The sequence below is a fragment of the Sphaerochaeta sp. S2 genome, assembly GCF_016406725.1.
Lineage (GTDB): Bacteria > Spirochaetota > Spirochaetia > Sphaerochaetales > Sphaerochaetaceae > Sphaerochaeta.
Genome location: NZ_JAEKNT010000410.1, coordinates 1 through 4196, shown reverse-complemented (window position 1 = coordinate 4196; position 4196 = coordinate 1). Strand labels below are relative to the sequence as shown.

At 47.4% G+C, this 4196-nt stretch carries 4 protein-coding genes, 1 tRNA gene and 1 pseudogene; 4 read left to right on the top strand and 2 right to left on the bottom strand.

The window, feature by feature from the left end; all coding sequences use genetic code 11:
• Positions 1–248, top strand: a pseudogene (locus JF818_RS11965) (hypothetical protein); the annotation flags it as partial.
• Between the two features lie 39 nt (positions 249–287).
• Here the strand turns inward: JF818_RS11965 and JF818_RS11960 are convergent.
• A tRNA-Arg gene (locus tag JF818_RS11960) sits at positions 288–361 on the bottom strand.
• Positions 362–420: 59 nt separating this feature from the next.
• Complete coding sequence (gene mscL / locus JF818_RS11955; protein ID WP_255528453.1) at positions 421–861, bottom strand: large-conductance mechanosensitive channel protein MscL; 441 nt, start codon at positions 859–861, stop codon at positions 421–423.
• Between the two features lie 242 nt (positions 862–1103).
• Here mscL and JF818_RS11950 point away from each other — a divergent pair, with 242 nt between their 5' ends.
• The 3 genes from JF818_RS11950 to JF818_RS11940 form a co-directional block, all read left to right on the top strand.
• The gene (locus JF818_RS11950; protein WP_198892231.1) at positions 1104–2276 is read left to right on the top strand and encodes an ABC transporter substrate-binding protein; all 1173 of its coding nucleotides are present in this window, start codon (positions 1104–1106) and stop codon (positions 2274–2276) included.
• Between the two features lie 109 nt (positions 2277–2385).
• On the top strand, positions 2386–3303 hold the full coding sequence (locus JF818_RS11945; protein WP_198892230.1) for a branched-chain amino acid ABC transporter permease: 918 nt from the start codon (positions 2386–2388) through the stop codon (positions 3301–3303).
• A gap of 1 nt (position 3304) precedes the next feature.
• The coding region (locus tag JF818_RS11940) for a branched-chain amino acid ABC transporter permease (protein WP_198892229.1) at positions 3305–4196 on the top strand (892 nt) is incomplete at its 3' end.

Genomic DNA, 4196 nt, shown 5'->3' with positions numbered 1-4196 from the left:
ACCTGGATCTGAAGGAGCAGGAAGCAAAACAGGATGCAGTAAACAAACAACAACGGGAAGCTGAGTTGAAGGCCGAGGAAGAACGGCAGAAGAGACTGGAAGCGGAAGAAGCACGGATTGAATATGAACGCTCCCGCGATACCGTGGAAAACCGACTACGAATAAAGCGGGGCAAGGTGCTTCGCATATTCCTGATTGTATTACTGGTTCTGTTGTTAATACTATCGATTCTAATCCTGGTTCTATAAAGATGAGAAAAGGCTGTTGGGATTCCCAACAGCCTTTCTTGCCCCCGGCGCGATTCGAACGCACGACCCCTTCCTTAGGAGGGAAGTGCTCTATCCAGCTGAGCTACGAGGGCAGCACACAGCCGATACTACCCCAAATCCGGTAGAGGATGCAAGGGGCGAGTGAAATTTATTACTTCTTCAACAGGTCCCTGATTTCAGTAAGCAAAACGATATCAACAGGGGTTGGAGCAGGAGGTGCTGCCTCTGCTTCCGCTGCTGCTTCAGCTTTCTTCCTTGCCTCAATTCGTTCACGGATTCTGTTGATTGTTCTTACCATCATAAATACTACAAATGCGATGATGAGGAAATCGATGATCCTCTGGATGAAGTTCCCGTACATGATGGCAACCTCAGTGGTCTGTTCCGTGGCCTCTGCAATGACAATTTTCAGGTCAACGAAACTTATCCCACCCAGGAAGAGCCCGATCAAGGGCATGATAATCTCTTTCACGAGCGAATTGATGATTTCCTTGAATGCGGTACCAATAATGATACCGACAGCCATATCAATTACATTTCCCCTGGTGATGAATTTCTTGAATTCAGCAATCATACCCACTTTCTCTGCCATATGAACCTCCTAGAGCTCTTCTGTTTTCTCCAGTATAAATCCAAACTAGAGAATTCCCTACTGAAATCTCTGCGGCTTGCAATAATAATTAGCTTTCAGTGGAGATTTTCGGATATAAGAGGAAAATTTACAAATTGTCGTGGTTGAATGTTGCATAAATATACTAGTTAATGTATAAACTTAACCAATGTTTCGAAACGAAAAAGTTTCAGCTTGTTCGATCAGTATATGGAGGTACTAATATGAAGAAAAGCCTGTTTGTCTGTTTTATTCTGGTGGCTTTGCTGGCTTCCCCCTTGTTTGCACAGGGTGGTGGAGAATCTTCCAGCCCCAAAATTGGTTTTATGGGCCCCATGACCGGTGACTATGCCAACTATGGTGTAAGAAGCAACAACTCGGTAATCCTCGCAGTTGAGCAGTTTAATGCCAATGGTGGATTTGGTGGCAAGATACCTGCAGTTCTCGTCTCTGAGGACTCTGAAGGAAATGTTGAGAAAGGTCTTTCAGCAATCGAGAAGCTCAGTTCGGCTGATCAAATTGTTGGTATGATAGGCCCAGTACTTACCGGTACCAGTTTTGCTGTTGGTGAGCGTGTCCAGAGTGAAGGCATCGTAATGATCAGCCCCTCTGCAACACACGCTGATATTACCAGCATTGGTGACTATGTATTCCGCACCGTTGTATCCGACGGTTTGCAGGGTGAGGTTGCCGGCCACTATTTCTATGATGAGCTTGACTATCGCAATCTTGCTGTCCTGTATGCAAAGAATGACTACAGCCAGGGTTTGTACGAAGGCATGACTGCTGCATTCGAGGCAGCTGGTGGAAAGGTGACCATTGCTGAATCCTTCCAGGTCGGCGACAAGGACTTCAAGACCCAGCTTACCAAGATTCGTAGTGCCAATCCTGAAGCAATCTACATCCCCAACTACACCGCTGAGATGGCTCAGATTCTCGAGCAGGCCAGTCAGTTGGGAATGGATATTCCTTTCCTCTCCTGTGATGGATTCTCCAACCCTGAGATCTACGACCTTGCTGGTGAATTCACCGACGGCGTAATCTATGTTGGTCCTGCAAAGGTCAAGGAAAGTCCTGCCTACAGTAATTTCGTTGCACAGTATGAAGCCAAGTTTGGTGTTGGTCCTGATAGCTTTGCAACCAACGCTTACGATGGAGCAAACATTCTGCTCAAGGCAATGGACAAAGTGTACAAGGAGACTGGTAAGTTTGACCGTGCTGCCATCCGTGATGCGGTTGCAGCTACCAAGGACTTTGCTGGTGTCTCTGGTACCGTCAACTTTGCTGAGAATGGTGACTTGGTTGCATACCAGGGACTCTACAAGGTCAACGGGACTACTCCTGAATACCTCGGTTCCTATACCGTTGTTGATGGAGTCCTTACCCAGGTGGACTAAGGTCTCTGTTACTTCCCGGTCTACTCGGGAAATGGGAGGACCGGTGTTGTTTACACCGGTCTTTTCATGTTATCGTACCTACTAGTTTTCGTATGAAGGAGAGAGCATCGTGGGAATTGCCGAATTCTTTCAACATTTGATGAATGGCCTGACCTTGGGGGGCATCTATGCCCTGATAGCCCTGGGGTACACCATGGTGTATGGCATTCTGAAATTTATCAACTTCGCCCATGGTGACATATTAATGGCTGGGGCTTATATTGGTCTGTTTGTGTTTGATGGACTGAGAGGGGATGCCCCGCTTGGAACATGGACACTGATAGCCTTCTTCCTAGCTATGCTTATCAGTATGGGGTTCAGCGCCGTACTTGGTATGTCCATTGAGCGTATTGCGTATAAACCGCTACGGGGAGCAACCAGACTTGCCCCGCTTCTCAGCGCTATTGGTGTTTCATTCATACTCTCCAACAGTGCTGCATGGGCCTTTGGCACACATTCCAGAAAATTCAACTATCCCTTTGACAATACGCCGGTTCATATCGGGGAGGTCGTTATCACGCCTCACCAGATTCTCATCTTGAGTGTCTCCTTGCTTATGATGATCATTCTCAAGCTCTTCGTTGATAAGACCAGGATGGGGAAGGCCATGCGCGCAACCAGCTTGGATCAGGGAACAGCTATGTTGATGGGAATCAATGTTAACAAGGTCATCAGCATGACGTTTGCCATCGGGAGCGCATTGGCCGCAGTCGGTGGTATCTTGATAGCTCTGGACTTCAAGGTCTACGCTACTATGGGAACCATGACAGGCCTTAAAGCCTTTGTGGCTGCTGTTGTTGGCGGAATCGGGAATATCAGCGGAGCCATGTTTGGAGGTATCTTGCTCGGTGTATTGGAAACCTTTGGTGTTGCCGTCTTTGGTATTCCTACCGGTCTGAAGGATACCATTGCCTTTGGTGTATTGATTCTCATTCTCTTGATCAAGCCGGAAGGGCTGTTCGGCAAGGTCGAAAAGGAGAAGGTGTAATATGCTTAACTTTTTTCTACTGATTTTGATTTACTCAGGCATCTATGCCCTTATGTCGATCGGACAGAACATTATCACCGGTTACGGCGGTATGCTCAGTCTAACCCAGGCAGGTTTCTTTGCCATAGGCTCCTATGCAACGGCAATTCTTACCACGCAATTTGGCTGGTCTTTCTGGGCCACGCTTCCTGTAGCATTTGTGGTAAGTGCACTTTTTGGTTTGTTGATCGGACTACCGACTCTCAGGCTCAAGGGTGACTATCTGGCCATTGCTACCCTGGGATTTGGCGAAATTGTACGTAACGTATTGAACAACTGGGACTCACTGACCAATGGTCCGATGGGTATCCAGAGAATTCCCATGCCTGTCATCTTCGGATTTACCATTAATCCTTACAAGAAGTATGCCTTCCTGGTGATGGTGATTGTGTTCGTCATCATTGCATATTTTCTTTTCCAGCGTCTTGCCCGTTCAAGAATGGGGCGTGCATTGTCTGCAGTGAGGGAGGATGAGATTGCTGCCCAGTCCATGGGTATCAACATTACGAAGTACAAGGTGTATGCATTTATTCTTGGCGCTTCGGTAGCTGGTATTGCAGGTTCCTTACAGGCTACTTTTACCTTGTCAGTAACACCGGGAACGTATACCTTCATGGTCTCGGTCATGGTGCTTTGTATGGTGGTGCTTGGTGGTATGGGCAACTTCAAGGCCTCGATCCTGGGTGCTTTCATCATCCAGTTCATCAGCTATTTTCCTCAGCTCACCGGACTGTCCAGCGTCATTCCACCCCAGTTCAAGCAGATCCTGTTTGGTTTGATACTGGTTGTTATGATGATCTGGAGACCACAGGGGATTCTTGGAAGAGAATCAACCCGGTATCGTAAGCATGCTG

What these genes read in the sequence shown, in the direction of transcription:
- mscL (WP_255528453.1), bottom strand. Translation starts at nt 861, where the DNA reads ATGGCAGAGAAAGTGGGTATGATTGCTGAATTCAAGAAATTCATCACC.
- JF818_RS11950 (WP_198892231.1), top strand. Translation starts at nt 1,104, where the DNA reads ATGAAGAAAAGCCTGTTTGTCTGTTTTATTCTGGTGGCTTTGCTGGCT.